General features: G+C 69.0%; 18 protein-coding genes and 4 pseudogenes. 12 read left to right on the top strand and 10 right to left on the bottom strand.

The window, feature by feature from the left end:
• Positions 1-192 precede the first annotated feature (192 nt).
• The gene (locus KHP12_RS41060) at positions 193-795 is read left to right on the top strand and encodes a class F sortase (RefSeq protein ID WP_211834311.1); all 603 of its coding nucleotides are present in this window, start codon (positions 193-195) and stop codon (positions 793-795) included.
• Between the two features lie 214 nt (positions 796-1009).
• On the opposite strand, the gene KHP12_RS41055 is transcribed toward KHP12_RS41060, so the two are convergent.
• Positions 1010-1930, bottom strand: a complete 921-nt coding sequence (locus tag KHP12_RS41055) for an alkaline phosphatase family protein (protein WP_086879213.1) — start codon at positions 1928-1930, stop codon at positions 1010-1012.
• A 289-nt stretch (positions 1931-2219) separates the two neighbouring features.
• On the opposite strand from KHP12_RS41055, the gene KHP12_RS41050 reads away from it, so the two are divergent.
• Positions 2220-3344: a glycosyltransferase family 39 protein gene (locus KHP12_RS41050; RefSeq protein ID WP_086879212.1), complete on the top strand. Its 1125-nt coding sequence runs from the start codon at positions 2220-2222 to the stop codon at positions 3342-3344.
• 141 nt (positions 3345-3485) lie between these two features.
• Here KHP12_RS41050 and KHP12_RS41045 read toward each other — a convergent pair whose 3' ends face one another.
• Positions 3486-4418 carry a M48 family metalloprotease gene (locus tag KHP12_RS41045; protein ID WP_086879211.1) on the bottom strand — a complete coding sequence of 311 codons (933 nt, stop codon included), beginning with the start codon at positions 4416-4418 and terminating at the stop codon, positions 3486-3488.
• The gene (locus tag KHP12_RS41040) at positions 4415-4783 is read right to left on the bottom strand and encodes a BlaI/MecI/CopY family transcriptional regulator (protein WP_086879210.1); all 369 of its coding nucleotides are present in this window, start codon (positions 4781-4783) and stop codon (positions 4415-4417) included. The genes KHP12_RS41045 and KHP12_RS41040 overlap by 4 nt, the downstream gene beginning before the upstream one ends.
• Positions 4784-4890: 107 nt before the next feature.
• On the opposite strand from KHP12_RS41040, the gene KHP12_RS41035 reads away from it, so the two are divergent.
• From KHP12_RS41035 to KHP12_RS41015, 5 genes and pseudogenes are all read left to right on the top strand, one after another.
• The gene (locus KHP12_RS41035) at positions 4891-5559 is read left to right on the top strand and encodes a DedA family protein (protein WP_211834310.1); all 669 of its coding nucleotides are present in this window, start codon (positions 4891-4893) and stop codon (positions 5557-5559) included.
• Positions 5556-6161, top strand: coding sequence for a phosphatase PAP2 family protein (locus tag KHP12_RS41030; protein WP_086879209.1), 606 nt, complete (start codon positions 5556-5558; stop codon positions 6159-6161). The genes KHP12_RS41035 and KHP12_RS41030 overlap by 4 nt, the downstream gene beginning before the upstream one ends.
• Positions 6158-6892: a phosphatase PAP2 family protein gene (locus KHP12_RS41025; RefSeq protein ID WP_211834309.1), complete on the top strand. Its 735-nt coding sequence runs from the start codon at positions 6158-6160 to the stop codon at positions 6890-6892. Before KHP12_RS41030 ends, KHP12_RS41025 begins: the two co-directional genes overlap by 4 nt.
• Positions 6846-7507 (top strand): annotated as a pseudogene (locus KHP12_RS41020) (response regulator transcription factor). Before KHP12_RS41025 ends, KHP12_RS41020 begins: the two are co-directional and overlap by 47 nt.
• Positions 7504-8166 carry a sensor histidine kinase gene (locus KHP12_RS41015; protein WP_211834308.1) on the top strand — a complete coding sequence of 221 codons (663 nt, stop codon included), beginning with the start codon at positions 7504-7506 and terminating at the stop codon, positions 8164-8166. Before KHP12_RS41020 ends, KHP12_RS41015 begins: the two are co-directional and overlap by 4 nt.
• On the opposite strand, the gene KHP12_RS41010 is transcribed toward KHP12_RS41015, so the two are convergent.
• The 3 genes from KHP12_RS41010 to KHP12_RS53870 form a co-directional block, all read right to left on the bottom strand.
• A complete protein-coding gene (locus tag KHP12_RS41010) occupies positions 8147-9058 on the bottom strand; it encodes a COG4705 family protein (RefSeq protein ID WP_086879206.1) in 912 nt (303 codons plus the stop codon). The genes KHP12_RS41015 and KHP12_RS41010 overlap by 20 nt on opposite strands.
• Positions 9059-9213: 155 nt before the next feature.
• Positions 9214-10053, bottom strand: coding sequence for a COG4705 family protein (locus KHP12_RS41005; RefSeq protein ID WP_211834307.1), 840 nt, complete (start codon positions 10051-10053; stop codon positions 9214-9216).
• A gap of 519 nt (positions 10054-10572) precedes the next feature.
• Entirely contained in the window at positions 10573-10839 is a 267-nt protein-coding gene (locus KHP12_RS53870) for a hypothetical protein (protein WP_425573812.1), read from the bottom strand.
• A 77-nt stretch (positions 10840-10916) separates the two neighbouring features.
• Between KHP12_RS53870 and KHP12_RS53865 the strand changes: the two are divergent.
• A pseudogene (locus KHP12_RS53865) lies at positions 10917-10994 on the top strand (integrase core domain-containing protein); the annotation flags it as partial.
• Between the two features lie 93 nt (positions 10995-11087).
• On the opposite strand, the gene KHP12_RS40995 reads toward KHP12_RS53865, so the two are convergent.
• Positions 11088-11963: an SDR family oxidoreductase gene (locus KHP12_RS40995; protein ID WP_211834306.1), complete on the bottom strand. Its 876-nt coding sequence runs from the start codon at positions 11961-11963 to the stop codon at positions 11088-11090.
• A gap of 144 nt (positions 11964-12107) precedes the next feature.
• On the opposite strand from KHP12_RS40995, the gene KHP12_RS40990 reads away from it, so the two are divergent.
• Entirely contained in the window at positions 12108-12512 is a 405-nt protein-coding gene (locus KHP12_RS40990) for a winged helix-turn-helix transcriptional regulator (RefSeq protein WP_086879203.1), read from the top strand.
• Positions 12513-13125: 613 nt separating this feature from the next.
• Here KHP12_RS40990 and KHP12_RS40985 read toward each other — a convergent pair.
• Positions 13126-14469: an endonuclease domain-containing protein gene (locus KHP12_RS40985; RefSeq protein WP_210609070.1), complete on the bottom strand. Its 1344-nt coding sequence runs from the start codon at positions 14467-14469 to the stop codon at positions 13126-13128.
• A gap of 801 nt (positions 14470-15270) precedes the next feature.
• The gene (locus tag KHP12_RS53025) at positions 15271-15495 is read right to left on the bottom strand and encodes a hypothetical protein (protein ID WP_244202450.1); all 225 of its coding nucleotides are present in this window, start codon (positions 15493-15495) and stop codon (positions 15271-15273) included.
• Here KHP12_RS53025 and KHP12_RS40980 point away from each other — a divergent pair.
• Positions 15403-15985: pseudogene (locus KHP12_RS40980) on the top strand (integrase core domain-containing protein). The gene KHP12_RS53025 and the pseudogene KHP12_RS40980 overlap by 93 nt on opposite strands.
• A gap of 407 nt (positions 15986-16392) precedes the next feature.
• Here KHP12_RS40980 and KHP12_RS40975 read toward each other — a convergent pair.
• Positions 16393-17556: an epoxide hydrolase family protein gene (locus KHP12_RS40975; protein ID WP_086879201.1), complete on the bottom strand. Its 1164-nt coding sequence runs from the start codon at positions 17554-17556 to the stop codon at positions 16393-16395.
• Between the two features lie 132 nt (positions 17557-17688).
• Between KHP12_RS40975 and KHP12_RS40970 the strand changes: the two genes are divergently transcribed.
• Positions 17689-18258: a TetR/AcrR family transcriptional regulator gene (locus KHP12_RS40970; RefSeq protein WP_244202449.1), complete on the top strand. Its 570-nt coding sequence runs from the start codon at positions 17689-17691 to the stop codon at positions 18256-18258.
• A gap of 726 nt (positions 18259-18984) precedes the next feature.
• Positions 18985-19756: pseudogene (locus KHP12_RS40965) on the top strand (class I SAM-dependent methyltransferase).
• Positions 19757-19775: the final 19 nt, after the last annotated feature.

Below are 19775 nucleotides of genomic sequence, written 5' to 3'. Positions count from 1 at the left end.
TGAGCGCGGCCGCTGAGGCGGAGCACAGCCAGTGACCGGGTGGCCCCGGACCGGCGAGTCCGGTCCGGGGCCACTTGACACGGGCCACCACAGGGTCATGACATCACGACGACGCGCACACGCACCCGTACGCCGTTCGCGGGAGGACACATGAGGCACCGGTTCCTGGTGGTCGGAGGCTACACCCTGGCCATGACCAGTCTGATACTGGGCGGCTGGCTGATGCACGACGGCACCGTGACGCGTCACCCGCCGCTTCCCGGCGCGGCCCAGCCCTTCACTCCGTCGCCCGGCGCGGCGGCCGCAACCGCCGCGCGGACAGCGGCCGTCAGCCCCCTGCCCCGCTCGGAGCCCCAACGGCTGCGTATCCCCGCCATCTCCGTCGACGCTCCGCTGACGGGTCTTGGCCTTGACGCAGGAGGTCATCTGAAGGAGCCGCCAGTCGACAAGGACAACCTCGTTGCCTGGTACAAGGACGGCGCCACGCCCGGCCAGACGGGCACCGCCATCCTTTACGGCCACGTGGACATCCGCAAAGGCAATGCCGTCTTCTGGAACCTCGGCAAGTTGAAGAAGGGGCAGCCGGTTCAGGTCCAGCGCGATGACGGCAAGGTCGCGCGCTTCACCGTCGACGCCATTGAGGTCTACCCCAAGAACAAGATCCCCAACACCAAGGTCTACGGCACCGCCAACCGCCCCGAGCTGCGGCTGATCACCTGCGGCGGCTCGTACTCCCGGTCCACCGGATACGCGTCCAACGTGGTCGTCTTCGCCCATCTCACCGGCGCGACATGACCAACAGCCGGCCCACCCGTCCGTGACCGCGTGCACGCATCGTGGGCCAGCACGCCACAAGACCTTGGGCTCACAGCCCAGAAGCTCGGCCCGGTAGCTCGGTAAGCGTGACCGGACACCGGTTGAACGCGCCCAGGAGGTGTCTCACAGGTCCGAGCCAGGGCGGCACGCCGCGGGGTCCCGGCGCTGCGGCGTGCCGCAGACGTACCCGCGCTCAGCTCGCCCAGATACCGGTGATGTCCGACGCGGTGGCGGCGTGCCCGGCGTGCGAGGTGCCGTACATGTCCTCGATGGTGCGCAGCACGTCGTAATGGTCGTACCTGGTCGCCGATCTGCTGCCCGCGGTCACCGGCTGACCGTACAGCACCGTGGCGATCTTGTTCTTGCTGTGCTGGTTGTCCTCGTCGAAGGTCACCACGAGGAGGCTGTTGTGGGTCTCGGCCCAGGCCGCGTAGGCGCCGAGGTGCTTCTGCAGCCAGGTGTCGCCGGCGGAGACCGGGCAGTCATGCATGTCACTGCACAGATTCGGGATGACGAAGGAGACCGTGGGCAGCCTGGCGTAGACGGTCGGGAACTGTGCGAACGTCTTGGCGCTGGATCGGGGGACGTTGCGGAACCCGAACCACGGGTTGTGCTTGCGCGCATAGCGTCCGCTGTCGCAGATGGTCGAACCTTGGCTGGGCAGCGACTCGCTGTAGCCGGCCCAGGTCTTTCCGACGGCCGTCAGCTCGGAGGCGAGGTTGGCGGCGGAGCGGAAGCCGGGGGTGTAGCAGCTGTCGTCGGTGATGCCCTGCGTCGCGCCGGAGAAGAGTGCGAAGTAGTTGGGCTGGCTGGGGTGGGCAATGGCGTAGGAGCTGGTCAGGACGGCGCCGCCCCTTCCCAGTGAGTTGATGTACGGAGCGCCGGGGCTGCCGATGATCTGGTCGTACGCGTGGTTCTCCATGACGACGACGACCACGTGGTCGGGCGTGGGGACATGTCCGGCCCTGTGCCCGGTTCCTGCGGCTCCCGTCCATGGCGCGGCCACCGCCGCGGCGACGCCGAGGGCGTAAGCGAGCAGACGGACGGTACTCCGGGGGCGTGTTCGGGACGAGGCGATCACGGGGCCTCCGGTCACAGCAGAGCCGGAAGACATGTCGGTTCTTATTCTTCATGTTTCCGGTCGGTCTCGCGCCCGAGGCCCGCGCTCGGTCAGCGCCGAGTAATCCGTGTGGACGGCTCCGACGCGTGCGGGTGGCCACGAGATGCCATGGTGACGATATGACCAGGCAGGACGTGGCGATGTCGCATGAGTCGAAGCCGCTTCTCGCGTAGGGGATCGCCTCGTGAAACCCCGGCCGTCGGCCATCACCGTCGAAGCAGGGGACAGCCGTGCCCCTCGATACCACCGGTTGCGTGCGGCAGCCCGTGACGCGGCGCCCGCTGTGCTGGGCTTCGCCATGGTGCGGGCCGTCGGGGTGGCGGTGCTCCTGTACTGCGGCCACCGGCGTGGAGATCCAGCACTGGAACGATTGGCGACGATATGGGACGCCGAGCGGTACGGAAATATCGCGGTGAACGGATACGACTGCGGCCTGCCCGTACTCGCGACCAGTCCGCAGGCAGGGAACGCTTGCTCCAACCTGGCGTTCTTCCCGCTGTATCCGGCCCTGATCCGGCTCGTGCACAGCCTGACGTCGCTGCCCGTCCCGCATGCCGCTCTTCTGGTCTCCTGGCTCGCGTCCCTGACCGCGGCCTGGGGGATCTTCGCCGTTGCCGCCTGGCGCTACGGCAAGCACACCGGAGTGCTGGCCGCGGTGCTCTGGGGAGCGCTGCCGCATGCCGTGGTGGAGAGCATGGCCTATACGGAGGCACTGTTCACGGCCTTGGCCGCCTGGTCCCTGTTTGCGGCGTTGACCCAGCGCTGGATATGGGCCGGCGTCCTGTGCGCGTTGGCGGGGCTGACCCGGCCCAGCGCGGTGGCCCTCGTGGTCGCGATCGACGGGGCGGCAGCCGTCGCCTTGGTACGAATCCGCAGACGTCCGGCACGGCAGCCGGCAAAGGCAGGATGGCGGCCTTGCCTGGGTGCGCTGATCGCCCCGCTGGGCTGGCTGGGGTTCATCACATGGGTGGGTGCCCGGCTCGGCCACTGGGACGGTTACTTCGCCGTCCAGAGACTGTGGCGTTCCCGATTCGACTGGGGAGTCACCACAGTCCGCCAGCTGGGCCGGGTCTTCCTTCATCCCACGTCCGTGCCGTTCGCCTGGATGGTCGTGGCGCTCGTGCTGTGCGCCGCCATAGCCCTCGGAGCCATGACAGTGACGCACGGCCAGCCGCTGCCGCTCGTGGTGTACAGCGTGGGTCTGTTGGTGATCGCTGTCGGGGATTCGGCGTTCTTCGGCGCCCGGGCCCGATTCCTCGTGCCCGCCTTTCCCTTGCTGCTGCCGTTGGCGGTCGGGCTGGCCCGAGTCCGCTCCGGCAGCGTGCGCGTCCTCCTGCTCGGCTCGACGACTGCCCTGTCCGCGTTGTACGGCGCTTACCTGGTCTTCGCCGTCGATCACGCACCGTAGTAAGCGGTCACTGGTCCCTGATGCTGCGCGGGACGTCGCGCGGCCCGTGCGCCGGGCGATCTTTTTGACGCCCGCCGCGCCCTCCAGTTCGACGGAACCTGTGGTTGGTTGTCCGGGGATACCGGTTGGGCGCTCTCCGTTTCAGCGGCTTGCCTCGCCCTGGGCGACTTCGATGTCCTGGTGGACGCTGAGTGCGCCGGTCGCCGCAGTGGCGCAGGAGATCACCGCGCAGGCGGCCAGGAGAACGGCGATCCACGGCACGATGCGCGGTGTTCGTGCGGCTGGGGACAGGAGGGCGGCCACACGCCGCGGCACAGGACCTGTGGTCGCCGCCGGTGTGAACGCCGGGCGATCCGAGTCCGCCGCGTGCGCGGCCAGGGCGGCTCGCGCGATGGCGCGGGCGGTCAGGCGCCGGTCGCCGACCGCGGTGGCGGCCGCCTCGTCGGCGGCGCGTTCCGCGACCAGCCGGACCGCTTCACGGACCGCTCGCAAGGCGGGGTGGCAGTGGGCGGCGAGTTCCGCCGCGGCCAGGAAGTAGCGGTGGCCGCCGGTGTTGTGGGCGCGCTCGTGCGCGAAGAGGGCCTCCCGCTCGTCCGGCCGCAGGGCACGCAGCATGCCGGTGGTGACGACGATGCGGTGCGGGCGGCCGGGCAGGGCGTAGGCGTCCGGGTGCGGGGAGTCGACGACGCACAGGTCGCCTGCGGTGGACCGGCGTTCGGCCTGGGAGCGGGCGGTGCGCAGCCCTGCGGCCTGGCGCACGGCCGAGCGCCCGAGCGCAAAGGTGCCGAGCGTGAGCAGACCGGCGGCCAGTGCGGCCACGGGCAGGACCAGCCGTTCGGAGGGCGTCCGCAGAGGGTGGACCAGCTCGCCCAGCGCGGCAAAGGCCGGGATTTTGAGCAGGCCGGTCACCGCGAAGGTGCCGAGTGCCGCGACGGTACCGGCTGCGAGGAGGAGCGCGGAGACGGTGAGGGTCCACAGAGCGGCCACCGGCGAGCGGTGGTCGAGGATCCGGCGGGCCAGGAAAGGCGACGCACAGGGCAGAAGGAGCGGGATCAGCAGGAGCGTGATCGTCACAGGCCCTCCTCCAGCAGTCGCCGCAGGACCTGCTCGTCGTCCGGGGTGAGCTGGGCGACGAAGCGGGCCAGAGCGCTCTCCCGGTCGCTGTCGCGGTCGAGTTCGCCGTGCATGCGCAGCGCGGTCAGGCCGTGCGGGTCCTGTATGGGGCGGTAGGCGTAGCCGCGGCCCTGCCGCTCCCGCTCCAGGGTCCCCTTCTCATACAGGCGGGAAAGGATCGTCGTCACGGTCGTCCGCGCCAGGCCGGAGGAGAGCTCGGCCTGGACCTGGGCCGGGGTGAGCGGCGTGTCCGAAGCCCACAGGGCGGCCATCACGGCCGCCTCCAGCTCACCCGCGGGTCGGCGCTCGTCCTTCGCGTCGGTCATGGGAACGATTCTCACCCCACCATCGTCTACAGTGACGCAGACCGTCTACAGGATTGTAGTCGGTCGGGGTATGCATCCGGTTGTCCGCAGGGAAAGGACTCATGCCGATGACCACACCCGTGGTTCTATCGTCGCAGCTCGCTGTGAACCCGCTCGACGCGCACTCGCTGCTGGCCGCGTTCGGCGTGCTGGGTGTCGGCGCGGTGATGTTCGCTGAGACGGGATTGCTGATCGGCTTCTTCCTGCCGGGCGACTCCCTGTTGTTCACGGCGGGCCTGCTGTGCACGGGCGCGGGGGAGCACGGCGTACGGCTGTCCCTGGGCCCTCTGCTGGCCGCCGCGGCGTTCGGCGCGCTGGCGGGTGCGCAGTGCGGTTATCTCATCGGGCGCCGGGCCGGCGGTGCCCTGCTCGCTCGCAGCCGCTCCGCCCGGCTGCACGAGGGGGCGAAGCGGGCCGAGGAGCTGCTGGCGCGGTACGGGCATGCGAAGGCCATCGTTCTGGCGCGATTCGTGCCGATGGTGCGGACCGTCCTCAATCCGCTGGCAGGGGCGCTGGACGTGCCCGTCCGGGTGTTCACCGTCTGGCAGGTGGTCGGTGGCCTGGTGTGGAGCGTCGGCCTGTCCCTGGCGGGATACGCGCTGGGCTCCGCGATCCCCGGCGTGGACCGCTATCTGTTGCCGCTGGTGGCGCTGATCGTGGTGGTTTCGCTGATTCCGCTCGCCGCCGAGCTGCACCGCAACCGCAGGCAGGCCAGGGCGAAGGCGGCCCGCCGATGACCTTCGCGTTCGGCGGAGCGTCGATCGACGGCTCCGCGTACACGGATGTGGTGGACCTGGCGGGGCGCTCGCCCGGCTGGGTGGACACCGCGGTGGCGGCGTGGTCGGCGTACGGGCTGGCGGTGTTCGCTCTGCTGATGGTCCTGGGCTGGTGGCAGGCCCGGCGGACAGGAGCGGTGACGGCGGTGACGGCGTTGGCCGCGCCGGTGGCCGTGGTCCTGGCGTACGGCGTGGATGCCGTCCTGAAGCTGGTGGTGCGTGAGGACAGGCCGTGCCGGAACCTGCGCGTGAGGACGCTGGAGGCATGTCCGGCGCCGGGTGACTGGTCCTTTCCCAGCAATCACGCGGCGATCGCTGCGGCGACCGCCGTGGCGCTGGTGTTCGTCTCACGTCGCCTGGGAGCGGTCGCGGCCGTTGCCGCGCTCGCCATGGCGGCCTCCCGGGCCTGGGTCGGCGTGCACTACCCGCACGACGTCGCGGTCGGCGTGCTCGTGGGCGTGCTCGTGGCCTCCGCTGCGATGATCCTGTTGCGGCGGTGGGCGCAGACACTTGCCCGTCGCCTGAGCGCCACTGTGCTGCGTCCGCTCCTGGCTGCCCCGTGAACCGCAGGGACGCCGCAGGGCTGGCGGGCAGTGCGGGCCTCGGCGCCTGGACGGTGCTGGGAGTGCTGACCATGGTGGTCGTGGGCGGCGGTGGCGCTCCGCTGTGGCTGGACGACGGCCTTCTCTCGTGGTCCGTCGGCCACCGCCCCGATGTGGCGCCGGCCCTGGCACGCGGGCTGACGGCCACCGGAACCGGTGTCATCCCGTACGTCCTCGCCGTACTGGCGGGCGTCGTGATGGTGCGGACGGCGCGGCGCAGGCTGCTCGCCGCCGCACTCTGCACGGCCTGCCTCGGTGCGGGACAGGCGCTTCGGTTCGGCGTGATGGAGCTCATCGACCGGGCCCGGCCGCCGCGGGATGGCTGGGCCACGCACGCGAGCGGCTGGGCGTTCCCGTCGGGGCACACCACCACGGCCGCACTGACCGCCGGGCTGCTGATCGTGGCGCTGAGCCTGCGCGCCCCGCGCGGCGGGACGGCGCTTGGCGTCGCCGTCGGCTGCTGGGGCCTGCTGGTCGGACTCACCCGCGCCTACCTCGGGGTGCACTGGTTCACCGACGTCGTCGGCGGCTGGCTGTTCGCCGTCGGCTGGCTCGGAGTGTGCCTGTGCGCCGCGGCCCGCTGGCTGCCCGCATCCTTCCTCAGCGACTCGACCCACCCGGCCGCACGGCCGGCGGAGGAGGACCATGGGCCCCAGAATCCTGGTCGTCGAGGACGATCACGCCCTGCGTGACGTCTTGCGCCGCGGCCTGTACGACGAGGACTTCGATCCCGTTCCCGCCGCCGACGGCACCACCGCCCTGCGGCTGGCCACGGCGAACGTGGCGGCAGCCGTGCTGGACATCGGCCTGCCCGACGCGGATGGACGGGATGTGTGCCAGGCCCTCCGCGCGAACGGGTTCCTCGCCCCAGTGATCTTCCTGACCGCTCGGCACCACATCACCGACCGGCTGTCCGGGTTCTCCGCGGGGGCGACGACTACCTGCCGAAGCCGTTCCACCTCGCCGAACTCGCCGCCAGACTGCGAGCCGCACTCAAGCGGTCCTCTCCGTGTTCCACGGCCGCAGTCGGAGACCTGACGCTGGACGCGGTCCGGCACAGCGTGACCGTTCGCGATACCCTCGTTGCCCTGTCCCCGACAGAGTTCCGACTGCTGGCCGCGCTCGTCGCCGCAAGCGGAGACCTCGTGCGCCGTCGCGACCTGGTCAGGGTCGGCTGGCCCGAGGGCACGCAGGTCAGCGACAACACCCTCGACCAGTACCTGACCCGGCTGCGCCGCAAGCTGCGCGAAGTCGGCAGCACGCTGACGATCGGCACGGCACGCGGGATCGGCCACCGGCTGTCATGAGGTCTTTTCCGGGCCACCTGGCTCCACGCACGCTGCGGGGCCGGCTCTCGCTCATCAGCCGGATCATCACGGAACTCGACTGGTGGCGGGGACGCCCCCGCTCCACCGAGGAGACCCGTGCCAGTCATCAGGTGATAGCCGAGGCCACCCAATCCATGCTCACGATCTGCGACACGTTGCTGAACGACGCCCGCGACAATGCGCGGAGCCCTTCAATGGTCCCCGGTACGACCGGTGTCGTCCCCGTTCTGCGCCGTCTTGCCCAGCAGCTCGAGGCACCGCATCCGGTGAAGGCCACGGTGGAGGCGGTCTGTCCACAGCTGGAGGCAGGTGTCACGCCGGCTCTGCTCGAACGCATCGTCAGCCCGCTGCTCGCCAACGCCGTCCGATACGCCCGCTCGTGCGTGACCGTGTCCGCGCACCGCAGGCCCGGCTCTGTTCTGATCGACATCGTCGACGACGGGCCCGGTGTACCGGAGGCGTTCGCCGGCGAGCTGTTCCAGCCGGGTCGACGCGCCGCCGCCACGGACGGGCACGACGGCGCGGGACTGGGGCTGCCGCTCGCGCGACGCCTGGCCCGCGCCGTCGGCGGCGAGGTGTCCTACGATCCCGGGCACGCGCCAGGGGCCCGGTTCACGGTCACCCTGCCTGCCGGGTGAGGGCCTGCTCCTGCTCGGAGCGCGTCACCGCGTGCTTCTTCTCCTGCATGTGGGCGTAGGCCATCAGGCCGAACAGGACGGCCAGCAGGACGGCCGAGGAGCCGGCGGTGCCGAGGTTCAGGCCGCCCTTGGCGACCGGCTTGGTGAGGAAGTCACCGGCGGTGGCGCCGAGCGGGCGGGTGAGGACGAAGGCGATCCAGAACAGCAGCACGTTCGGCACCATCGGCACCTTCATCAGCGCGAGGAGGACGGCGAGTGCTCCGGAGACGAGGAGGGCGCCGCCCAGGTAGCCGAGGCCGGAGCTGTCGGACAGGAAGTCGCCCATGGAGGTGCCGAGGGTGTTGGAGACCAGGATCGCCGACCAGAACAGGGCCTCGCCGCGGAACGTGACGATGTCGCGGATCTGGAAGGTCATTCCGGATACCTTCCAGACCGCGAAGATGACCAGCAGGATCGAGATCAGGATCGCCGCGCCGGTCGGGTAGCCCAGGCCCAGGCCCTGCGGGCCCCAGCCGAGAGACTTGGCGCCGTTCGACAAGAACTTGGCGCTGGCATCGCGGTTCATGAAGTCGGACATCGTGGTACCGGCCATGCTGGTCGACAAGATCACGGTCCAGTAGAAGAACGGGTTGTAGTGCCGCGATCGAAGCTGGACGACCAGAGTCACCACGAAGATCAAGAACAGGGCGATCGTGGTGAGGAAGTAACCCAGCTTCAGCGTCTGCGCGAACAGGTCACCGGCCGTCTCGCCCAGCGTTGTCGCGGCGATCTTCATGACCCAGAAGGCCAGGGTGACCTCCGGCAGCTTCTTCATCACCGTCTTGGTTCTGCTCGCCGCGGACTGGTGCGTGCTCGCGACGTCGAGGTCGGTGAGGGGTTCGGGATTCTCCAAGGTCGGATACTCCTTGTCGAGTGGGGGGACGACGACAGGGCGCTCGCCCCCAGTGGAGTGGGCGCCCTGCTGCCTCGGCCGACCGCAGACGGCGGGCAAGGCACGCAACCCTGCCAAATGCCTCCTGAACGCATCCTGAACGCCTTTTGCACTGGTCAGGCCGCTTGACGTGCCACGCTCTCCGGCTCGACGACGTCCCTGCGGGTCACCGTCAGGTACACCACCAGGCCGAGAATGACCGCCAGGAAGAGCACGCTGGTGACGACGGTGCCAAGGCCAAGACCGCCAGCTGCGTTCGGCTGGGAGAGGTAGTCGCCGATCGAGGCGCCGAGGGGGCGGGTGAGAATGTAGGCGATCCAGAAGCTCCATACCGCGTCCAGGCCCAGTGCGAAGTGCGCGACCGCCACCGCCGCGATGACGAGGGCGAACAGGACCGCGGAGAGCGAATAGCCGAGGTTCATGCCCTCGGAGGCCAGGTCGCCGGCCGCCGTACCGAGGGCGAAGGTGAACAGCACCGCCAGCCAGTAGAACGACTCGCGGCTGGTGGTGTCGATGCTGTGGATGGACAGGGTGCGCTCGCGCCGGTACCAGACCACGAACACGACCGCGAGGACGAGCGCGAACACCGTGGTGCTCGTCTCCAGCGGGACGCCCATGTTGTCGGTGAGGTTGTCGCTGATCAGGGTGCCGACCACGCTGATCAGGGCGACGGCCAGCCAGTACACACCAGCGCGATAGGAGGTCGTACGGAACTGGACGACGAGCACGCCCGCCAGCAGCACGCTCATCAGCACCGACACGCCGGTCAGGCCCAGCCCGGCCTTCTCGTTGAGCAGGTCGGCAGCGGTCTCGCCGACCGTGGTGCAGAGCACCTTGATGATCCAGAAGTAGGCGGTGACCTCGGGCACCTTGTTCCAGCGCAGACGATGTCCGTGCCGAGCGGGCGTGGTGCCGCCCGGTGCGGCTTGGGGAGTCTCAGACAGTTCATGCGTCATGAGGCCCGACCGTGCCATCGGCTGCCTGAAAGCATCCTGACTGCGCGAGGCGGTCAACCCCGTCCCCGCCTGTCACCCGGCCACGACGAGCTCATGCATTGTTGCGCCGGCTCCCTGCACATGGTGGCGTTCTGCCCCGCGCCCCGGCCTCGTGACGGAAAGGGCCGCCGTGTCCGATCCGACTGCCTCCCGCCCGCCGGCCGACCCCGCCGTCGGCGGCGGGTGTTCGACCGACGCCGAGACCCGCTCTCGTATGGGGGGGCATCTGGCGGGGTGAAGTTCTTGGTGCTCGGTTCGTGCGCGACTCACTGCCCGCCAGACGGACTCAGCCCAGCCCTGCCATGACGTCACTCTCGCGTAGTAGCTGCCGTCGGCTTGCGGGGGCTTGCCAAAAACGCTGACGATGTCGAGCTCGCAGTGCGAGACTCCTGGCCCAGGCAGCGAAAGAAGCAAGTCCCCCATCCCCGCAGAACAGACAAATCGCGCCCGCGCACAGCAGAGCCCGTCGCCGTCGGCACCTCACCAACAATGCTCCTGGAGAACGCGCTCCAGGCGTGGGTCGAGGTCACAGGGGATCCGGCTCCGGACGTCGAGGTCCTCGTACTCCGGCACCAACTGCTGGCCCTGCAACGCCGGGTCGGCAAGCCGACCTTCACCGACAGCGACCGTGCCACCCTCGCCGGCCTGCTCCACCACCTCCCCAAAGACAGACTGCGGCACCTTCTGCTGCTGGTCCGCCCCGACACGGTCCTGCGCCGGCATCGCGACCTGCTCAGGCGGCGCCATGCCGCGACCTGCGTACCCAAGCGACGCGGACGCCCACGCACCCCACCGGCATTCGGATACCACGGACGAACTCACTCATGGAGCGCTGGATACAGACCTGCCGCAGGGAACTTCTGGACCGGACCCTGATCTGGAACCTGAACCACCTTCGCCACGCCCTGCACGAGTACGCATCCTTCTACAAGGAGCACCGCCCGCACAGGACCCTGGAGCAGGCGGAGCAACCCGGCCACATCACGAGTTCAACCTCAGTAATGCAGGGCGGCGACCGCGAGGGCCTCGGCCAGGGTCACGGGCGGGCGGCCGATCAGGCGGCGCAAGTCGCCGGAGTCGGTGTACATCTCGCCGCGGTTCATGCCGCGGTCAGCGTCAGCGAGGACCTCCGCCAGCTCGGCGGGTAGGCCCGCGGTGGCCAGTACCTGGGCGAATTCGGCCACCGGGAGGTCAGCGTAGGTAACCTGCTTCCGGGCCGCAGCGGAGATCGCGGCGGCGAGCTCAGTCAGGGTGAAGGATTCGTCGCCGCCGAGCTCGTACACGGCGCCGGTGTGGCCTTCAGCGGTGAGGACGACCGCTGCGGCCTCGGCGTAGTCGGCGCGGGACGCTGCGCTGATCCGCCCCTCGCCTGCGGCACCGACGACGGCGCCGTTCTGCAGGATCTGCGGCAGCTGGCTGGTGTAGTTCTCCAAGTACCAGCCGTTGCGCAGCAGCACGCTGGGGATTCCGCGGTCCCGCAGATAGTCCTCGGTCTCGCTGTGCGTGGCACCGATGACGGTGGTGGCCGTGTCCGCGTGCGTCGTGCTCGTGTACGCCACTAGCGACACGCCTGCGGACGCCGCGGCGTCGATCACGCGGCGGTGGTTGGCGACCCGCTCGCCCACAGGGACCGAGGCCGAGATCAGCAGCAGCCTGTCCGCCCCCGCGAATACCTCGGCCAGGCCGTCGGTGCCCGCGAAGTCGGCGCGGCGTACCGTGATGCCTCGGTCGGCCAGGTCCTTGATCTTGGCGATGTCCCGGCCGGTCGCGATGATGTCCGCAGCCGGGATCCCGCGCCGCAGCAGTGCCTCGACGGTGAGCCTGCCCAGCTGGCCGGTGGCTCCGGTGACGACGATCGACATGATGGTCATTCCTTCCTTCCGTGCGTGCCGCACACGCTTGCCGCGGTTTGTCCGCGGCGGGATGGACACAAGAATGACCTGGAGACTCTCTATTGGGGAGTAGCCACTTGTTGGTACGGTACTTACCCGACCGATAGCATTGAGGTGAGCCCTGTGGCTACTGCCGAGAAAGTGACCGGGCCCATACCGTCATTCGATCCGTACGAGCGCGGCTGCCCGTCGCGGGACCTGCTCGACCAGATCGGCAGCAAGTGGGCGGTCCTCGTGCTGGGCGAACTCGGCCGGAACGGGACCTCCCGGTTCGGCCAGCTCCGGCAGGCGCTGGCGGGCGTGAGCGAGAAGATGCTCACCCAGACGCTGCGCACCCTCGAACGCGACGGGCTGGTCAGCCGGACCGTCTACCCAGAGGTGCCGCCGCACGTGGAGTATGAGCTGACCGCGCTCGGCCAGACGCTGCGGGAACCGCTGAAGGCGCTCACGGAGTGGTCCGTGCTGCACATCGAAGAAGTCATCACCGCCCGTGAGGAGTACGACGACCGCACTGAGCGCACCCGGTGATCGGCGGCGGCCGGCGGTCTGGTCATAGACCGCTGCCTCGCCGAGACCGCCCCGAAAATCAGACTCACCTGAGCAACCCGGCGACATCACGAGTTCAACCTCAGTCTGCAGGACCCGCCCACCGACGCCCGTACTGAGGAGCCAGATGGTTTCGACGAGGAGGTATGGCTGATGCAGCTGTCCACTGACGGCGGAGCTGGTTCAAGCCCGTGCCTCGCAGGCAGATGGTGAGCGCGGGCGCCGCCTCACTGATGAGTCTGGGTGCGGGCAGCTCGGAGGCCTTGTCCGCACCGGGTGGCGCGCAGGTGCTGGAGGTGTCCCGTTCGCTGTTCGACCACTATCGGCGCCTCGGCCAGACGGTCGGTCCGGGGTTCCTCCTCCCTGGCCTCATCGCGCAGACGCACACGTTGCGGGAGACGTCCACCCACGCCGACCCGCGGACCCGCCAGCAACTGCTCAACGGCCCGGTGGTACAGGGCCGGGACATCACCGGGGATGTGGGCACCGTGATCAAGGACAGCTCGGGCCCGGTTCACACGGGGCAAGGCGACATCGACAACAACTCACGCCACATCTCCGGCGGGCGTCACTTCTCCGGTCTCCCGGTGCCCACTCAGAACAGTGCCAGGCCCTCGCCGCTGGTGTCCGCGATGACTGGCCGGAACTGGGCAGGGAGGCCGTCCAGGCGGTCAGGACCGGCCGCGGCGGCCACAGCAGGAGCCGTTTCGGCCAACCAGAGACGAAACCGCTCGGCGGCTTCGCGGTAGGGGACTCGCGCCAGGACACGGTGCTCGCCGGAGGGGCAGAAATCGACTGCGACAGTGAGCAGGCAGGCACGGGGCGCGTTCTGACTGCCCGTCCAGGACACGCGCAGGACACCGCAGGGCTCGCGCCCGCCGGGGGCGCGGTGGGTCGGGCGCAGCGATCGGCAGGCTATGTGGGCGGTCCATGCGGCGAGGTGCGGCAGGGGCAAGGTGGTGCGTGCGCGGCAGCCGGGGCAGCGGTGCCAGTGGCGAAGCCAGTCGTCGGCGCCGGTGTCGAAGAGGCGTGTGTAGCGGTTCGCCACGCGGATGTCGTTGCTGTACAGGTGGTCGGGGCGTTCCTGGGTGTTGCAGGACTGGCAGACAGGGGCTCGGACGTAGCCGTGTTCGTGGCAGTGGTCGAGCACGGTGGCGGGCGCGGTGCGGCAGACGGCGCACACCCACCCGGCCACCCTGCGGGAGGTGCCGGGCTTCCTGCTGAGCACCGAGTACAGCTGGCCTTCCAGCTCTCCGTTGTACGGGCGCGGTGAGGCGGTGGGGCCCTCGGGGTTCGTCGTCTGCCGACCGTCGGCGTCTTGGGCCTGCCGGGGGTGGGAGGGCGGCTCGGTGGCGGCTGCGCCTGCCTGGCGGGTCCGCGCGGCGTGCACCCACCGTGTTTCGGCGTGCTCGGCCGCGTCGAGCAGCCTGACCACGGCGCGCGGCAGCCACCACGTCCGCTGCGTCCCGTCGCGGGTCTGCTCCACGAGTATCTGTCGCCAGTCGATCCCCGCCAGATGGTACGGCCGGCCGACTTCACCTCGTGCTGCCCGCTCGGGGCCGCTCGGCTCCCGCAGTTCCCCCGCGATGCGCCGGCGCCAGCGCAGCTGCGTTTCCTCGTCGCAGTCCTGTCTAGGCGCCCCACGAAACGGACCGATGCGGACCAGGTCCTGCCGATCCATCGCCACCGCGTTCAGTTCCGCGGCCGCCCGGCGCACCTCAGCCTCCGGAACAGTCCACTGACCGCCGCTCGCCCTCACCGTCGCCACCACATGACCGCCGAGCAGGACGTACCCCATCCGGGCATGGGCAGGAGAGCAGGTGAATGCCCCAGAAGCCGTCGGCACAGCACTGTCGGCCGTCACATCGACCCACAGAGCGTCCGCGGCGCCCAGGGTGATCAGGCCGTCCGGGCGACCGGGCATGACACGCTCTGACATACCGACAGGCTAACGGCCCGCAACGCGGCAACGGGTTCCAAACGCCTCGGTCAGCCGGACCGCCCCACGCCGCCTCCGCCGCCCGTAACTCCTTATTCCCGAGCATTTGGTTCGTCAGTCCCGTGCCCGCGGCCTCGCCACCAGAATGCCGAAAATCAGGCAGGCAACCTTGTGTATCAGCGGTCCCCGACCCCAGACGAATTGACTCTGCCCACAAAGCGGGGCACCGCCCGCACCCGCCGCCACGCGCCGCGCCGGAGGCGGCGAAGGCGGCGAAGGCGGCATCATCGCCGCTACCCAGCCCCCGTCTCCCGACCCCACCGCCCCGCTCCAAGATCACCGCACCCTGGTGCCGCTGCCCGTCGGTGCCGAGACGCTGCACGTGCTCGCCCGGCCTGTCAGTGCCAGGGGTCGCGGCATGCTGCTACTGCCCTGCAGCGGACCGATCGGCCTGCGCGGCAAGCGACCGCGGTTGACCTTCCCCGACGGGACGGCTCGCACCGGCGTCGCCATCTCGTTGCACGGCCAGGCCGGCATTCCCCACGAGACCGCCGGAATGAAGAAACCCGGCGTCCCGCTCGTCCTCCAGACCGTCCGTGAGAAGTCCGCCCACCGATGGAACAGTGAGCAGTTTCCGGGGCACCTTGTACAGCAAGGACACGATCACGGAGGACATGAACCCAGCGGACTGTGCGCTTGCCGAGAATGTCATCCGCGCTGGTCGGGGGCCTGCACCGCGCTCCACAGCCACCGACCTCGGTCGCTCGAGCCGGCGCTCTCGCGTAGTCGGTGGGCCACGCGTCATGATGATCGGTCGTGCTGCTGCGACTGGCTTACCCAGGTGTGACGAACGCGTTCGCGATGCTCCGCCTGCTGCCGATGACCGACCGGGACAAGGACGCGGAGATCCTCGCCCTGCGCCACCAGATCACCGTGCTGGAACGCCAACTCGGCAAGGACAAGATCCGGTTCACGCCCAGCGACCGGGCATTCCTGGCGGCGCTGCTGCACCGGCTGCCACTGCACGTCCTACGACGATCACAGCTGCTCGTACGCCCCGACACAGTCCTGCGTTGGCACCGCAACCTCGTCAAACGCCGCCATGCCGCCTCCTGCCGCCCCAAACGCCCAGGACGACCGCGCATTCATGATCCGGGACAGGGACGGGAAGTTCCCCACCCTCTTCGATGCCGCCCTCAAGGACGCAGGGATCGACGTCGTGCTCAGCGGCATCCAGATGCCAAGAATGAACTCGATCATGGAAAGGTGGATACAGACCTGTCGCCGCGAGCTCCTGGACCGGACCTTGATCTGGAACCAGCGACACCTCCTCCACACCCTGCGCGAGTTCGAGCAGTTCTACAACACACACCGACCACACCAAAGCATGGCAAACGCCAGACCGCTGCACCCCTTACCCCCGCCGATCGACGATCCCGATGCGTTGGCCCGCCTCGACATACGCCGGCACGATCGCCTCGGCGGCATCCTCCACGCATACCAACATGCAGCCTGACCTGCACGGATGAAGTATTCGGCAAGCGCAGCCCTGGCGACCACGGCCAAGACCGTCCGCGCGATGGCCGCCGACCTCAACCTCGAGCGGCCGCCAACCCCGGCGCTGCCGGACGGCGCGGCCTACCAGCAGATCATGGACGTATTCGAGCACGAACGCCGACCGCTACGCGCCCGCGACCTATGCCTCGCGCTGGACCTGCCCTTGATGCCCAAGCACGTCGAAGGCACCCGCGCGAAACTCAAACGCCTGGTCAGCCTCGGATTCCTCGACGAGACCGAACCCGGACTGTTCGCACAGCCCGGCCCTCAGGCCCCGACAGCCCCCGCCGACCAGCAACTCCGATCCAGACCAAGGGCAAAACATGAGAAGACTCGCTTATTGCCCGCTGAGCTCGCGCGTTGGCGTCAGAAACGAAGAGTGCGCAGGCCGGTGCGGATTTCGCTGACAAGGATCTCGGGCTGTTCCAAGGCCGCGAAGTGCCCGCCCTTGTCGGCCTCGCCGTAGTGGATCAGATTGCTGTAGGTGTCTTCGATCCAGCTACGTGGCACGCGTGGGATGTCCCTCGGGAAGACGGTCACCGCGACCGGAAGCGTCACCTTCGGGCCGGCGAAAGTGAGCGACTTGTTCTCCCAGTAGATGCGGCCGGACGACGCTGCGCTGTTGGTGAACCAGTAGAGGGATATCGCATCGAGCATGTCGTCGATGCTGAGAGCGTCCTCGGCGAGCCCGTGGTTGTCGGTCTTGGACTGGAACTTCTCGTAGATCCAGGCTGCCTGGCCGGCGGGAGAGTCCGCCAGGGCGAATCCCACCGTCTCCGGCTTCGTGCCCTGAAGGTGGTTGGATCCACCGAGATCGCCGGTGTAGAGGGCGAGGGTCTCCACGGCGTAGCGCTGTTCGGGCGACAAGGTGTCGGGTATCTGTGCGGGAAAGGCGTACTGGGTGTTCAGATGAATTCCGAGAAGCCCCTCGGGTTGCATGGCCCCGAGGGCGGTGGTGACGACGGCACCCCAATCGCCGCCTTGCGCGGCCCATCTCGTGTAGCCAAGACGCTTCATCAGCTCCTCCCACGCGCTTGCGATGCGCGATACAGTCCACCCGGTCTCCGTGGGCTTCTGGGAGAACCCGAACCCGGGGAGGGACGGGACGACGACGTCGAACGAATCGGCAGCGTCTCCTCCGAACGAAACCGGATCGGTCAGCGGGCCGATCAGCTTCAGGAACTCGACGATCGAGCCCGGCCATCCATGCGTGAGTATCAGCGGCATCGCGTGGGGATTCTTGGACCTGACGTGGATGAAGTGGATGTCCAGCCCATCAATCTCGGTCAGGAACTGGGGGAAGCGATTGAGCTCGGACTCGAAGCGCCGCCAGTCGTATCCGCGCTCCCAGTAGTCGACCAGAGATCTGGCGTTCTCTACACGAACCCCTTGCGACCAGTCGCCCACCGTTTCCGGATCCGGCCATCGAGTCCTGGCCAGTCGCTGCTTGACGTCGTCGATCGCCGATTCCGAGATCGAGACGGTGAACGGGCGGACGAGGGCCGAGGTAGGCGGCGTCGGTGCGGTCATGGCCTTCTTCCCTTCTCCTGAGCTTCGAAGCACAGCGCGGCTCTCCGCTGCACACTGGTGTACAGCCAATCTCACTGTACACCGGTGTGCAATACTGGTGCCGTGTCCACCAAGTCCTCCCGTGTGCGCTCGATGAACGAGACACGCGATCGCATCCTCGACGTCGCCCTCGATGTGCTGGGAGAGAACCCCGACGCCGGAATGGGCGACATCGCCTCCGCTGCCGGTGTCGTCCGTCGCACGGTCTATGACCATTTCCCCTCGCGTCTCGACCTGGTCCGGACACTCACGGAACGGGCCGTCACCGAGATGACAGCCGTGCTCACCGAAGTCAACGCCTCCGACGCGGAAGCCGACGCGACGTGGGTCGAATTCATCGCCCGCCTCTGGCCGGTGGCGCACCGGTACCGAGTGCTGCTGGCGCTGCGCCGTGGCGAGTACGGCGAGGCGATCCACGGCCTGCTCGGGCCAGTCGATGAGCTCCTCGCCGACCTCGTGAAACGGGGCCAGGACACCGAGGTGTTCGCACAGCACCTGCCGGCGGGCATTCTGAGCCAGGTCGCCTACGGCGTCGTGTTCGCCATCGCGGACAGCGACCTGTCGAACGGGTCCCTCGGCGCCCGAGCAGCCACGATCACGAGCCTGCTGATGCTGGGAGTTCCCGAGACGCGCGCCATCGCTCTCGTGGGCGACCAGCCCTGACCCGCAGTACTCGGACGGAGCCGCGGAGCCAGTCCGGTTCTGGTACCGCGGCGCGTTGGCGATCTCCCGCATCTCGTAACGCCCCTGATGGCCGGAACAGCAACCCGAGCGCCGACGCCCACGCCATCCACTGGAACAGTTTCCCTGCCTGCGCGAAGAGTTCCGCCTGATCGCCTGGAGGATGATCAACGGCGCGCTCACGGCCAGCTTCCTCCGCGAGCGCTCGGCGACCTGGCGTAGTCGCACAAGCGCCCCCACCATCTACCAGACCGTGTGGCTCTGGCGCCGACTGGCCACCTGGATGCACAAGCAGGGTCTGGACACCTTGCTCTCGTGCGACGGCAGGGTCATGGAGGAGTACGTGAGTTGGCTGCGGGAGGAGGGAGCCACTCGCAGCAGGGTCCACTGGCCGGAGAGATCCTCGCCGGTCCGCCCTCCCCCTGTCGCATGGGGAGCACGACACCGTGCTCCCACCGCGAAAGGTGCTCGAGAGCCGACAAGGGCTCCTTATGCCTCTCGATGTAGAGAGCATCCGAATCGATGGGGTGGCTCCAGGGGCACCTCCACAACACTCCTGAGGAGATCGACCAGTTGCTCGCCGTGCTGCGTACCCTTCAGTGAAACGGGTGGAATCTTCAGCCAGATGTGAATGGAAACCGTTTCCAGATGTAGGTTCGGGTGCATCCCCGGCAGACGATGCGGAAACGGCAGAGGTGGTACGACCCGATGGGGCTGAGCATGGCCGCAGCGGAGCGATGGGTACGGCGCTGGGACCGCCAGCAGCAGCGCTATGCCATCGACCGCGAGGAACGGTTCACCGTGATCGCCGACGTCGTGCAGCAGGTCACCAACGGCCGGCGGCGGCCCCTGATCATCGAGCTCGGCTGCGGCCCCGGCTCACTCACCGCACGGCTGGCCGGACGGCTGCCCGAGGCGGAGGTCATCGCGGTGGACATGGACCCACTGCTGCTGGAGCTCGCCCGCACCCGCCACGCCGACGCGGCCCGCTACGTCGAGACGGTTATCGGTGAGGCCGGATGGATCGACGCACTGGGCCTGGACAGGCCGCCGCACGCCGCCGTCTCCACGACGGCGCTGCACTGCCTCGCCGAAGACTCCCTGCGGCGTACCTACCACCAGCTCGCGGACTTGCTGCGCCCCGGCGGTGTCCTCGTCAATGCCGACCACTTTCCCCCCGACGACACGCAGCCGACGCAGATCGCCGCCCATGTGGGAAACCGGCGGGCCGAGCGGCTGCGCGCCTTCGCCACGAGGACTGGGAATCCTGGTGGGCAGCCACCGTGAGGGATCCGGAGCTGGTCGGCCTGCTCGCCGAGCGCCGCAGAGAGCAACCGCCCGCACCTCACGGAGGCGGCGGCCACAACGGTCTGTCCCTGTCCCGGCACGAAAAGCTGCTGCGTCAGGCGGGATTCGCCAAAGTCGGCCCGGTCTGGCAATCCAATCCGGGAGCAGCCACGTCCTCGTCGCCATCCGGTAGCACGGCGCGCCGGGCCGAC

Source organism: Streptomyces asiaticus (assembly GCF_018138715.1).
Taxonomy (GTDB): Bacteria; Actinomycetota; Actinomycetes; order Streptomycetales; family Streptomycetaceae; genus Streptomyces; species Streptomyces asiaticus.
This window is presented reverse-complemented; position numbering and strand designations above follow the sequence as displayed.

Coding starts and splice junctions, on each gene's coding strand:
- KHP12_RS41060 (WP_211834311.1), top strand. CDS start 193: ATGACCAGTCTGATACTGGGCGGCTGGCTGATGCACGACGGCACCGTG.
- KHP12_RS41055 (WP_086879213.1), bottom strand. CDS start 1,930: ATGTCTTCCGGCTCTGCTGTGACCGGAGGCCCCGTGATCGCCTCGTCC.
- KHP12_RS41040 (WP_086879210.1), bottom strand. CDS start 4,783: ATGACCGACGCGAAGGACGAGCGCCGACCCGCGGGTGAGCTGGAGGCG.
- KHP12_RS41035 (WP_211834310.1), top strand. CDS start 4,891: ATGACCACACCCGTGGTTCTATCGTCGCAGCTCGCTGTGAACCCGCTC.
- KHP12_RS41030 (WP_086879209.1), top strand. CDS start 5,556: ATGACCTTCGCGTTCGGCGGAGCGTCGATCGACGGCTCCGCGTACACG.
- KHP12_RS41015 (WP_211834308.1), top strand. CDS start 7,504: ATGAGGTCTTTTCCGGGCCACCTGGCTCCACGCACGCTGCGGGGCCGG.
- KHP12_RS41005 (WP_211834307.1), bottom strand. CDS start 10,053: ATGACGCATGAACTGTCTGAGACTCCCCAAGCCGCACCGGGCGGCACC.
- KHP12_RS53870 (WP_425573812.1), bottom strand. CDS start 10,839: ATGGCGCCGCCTGAGCAGGTCGCGATGCCGGCGCAGGACCGTGTCGGG.
- KHP12_RS40995 (WP_211834306.1), bottom strand. CDS start 11,963: ATGACCATCATGTCGATCGTCGTCACCGGAGCCACCGGCCAGCTGGGC.
- KHP12_RS40985 (WP_210609070.1), bottom strand. CDS start 14,469: ATGTCAGAGCGTGTCATGCCCGGTCGCCCGGACGGCCTGATCACCCTG.
- KHP12_RS40975 (WP_086879201.1), bottom strand. CDS start 17,556: ATGACCGCACCGACGCCGCCTACCTCGGCCCTCGTCCGCCCGTTCACC.
- KHP12_RS40970 (WP_244202449.1), top strand. CDS start 17,689: ATGAACGAGACACGCGATCGCATCCTCGACGTCGCCCTCGATGTGCTG.